This is a genomic window from Brevibacillus sp. HB1.1 (assembly GCF_013332445.1).
Classification (GTDB): domain Bacteria; phylum Bacillota; class Bacilli; order Brevibacillales; family Brevibacillaceae; genus Brevibacillus; species Brevibacillus porteri.
Genome location: NZ_JABMIV010000041.1, coordinates 1 through 257 on the forward strand (window position 1 = coordinate 1; position 257 = coordinate 257).

Sequence of the window (257 nt, forward strand, 5' to 3'; positions counted from 1 at the left end):
TTTTAGTTCTGCTAAACTAGCAGGAACTTCATGTTAGCACATCCACTTTCAGGTGTCAAACACTTTTTTAAAGTGTTTTTCAACCAATCTGCAATTTGTTTAGTAACAGCAGACTTCCAATATATCATGTGCGTTACATTCATGTCAACCATCTTTTTTCAAGAAATCGATGGTCGGGAAGACAGGATTCGAACCTGCGACCCCTTGGTCCCAAGCCAAGTACTCTACCAAGCTGAGCTACTTCCCGATTATAGAAA

Annotated in this window: 1 tRNA gene; it reads right to left on the minus strand. The window is 40.1% G+C overall.

Going from position 1 to position 257, the window contains the following annotated elements:
• Positions 1-170: 170 nt before the first annotated feature.
• Positions 171-247 (minus strand) — tRNA-Pro (locus tag HPY27_RS29890).
• Between the last annotated feature and the right edge of the window lie 10 nt (positions 248-257).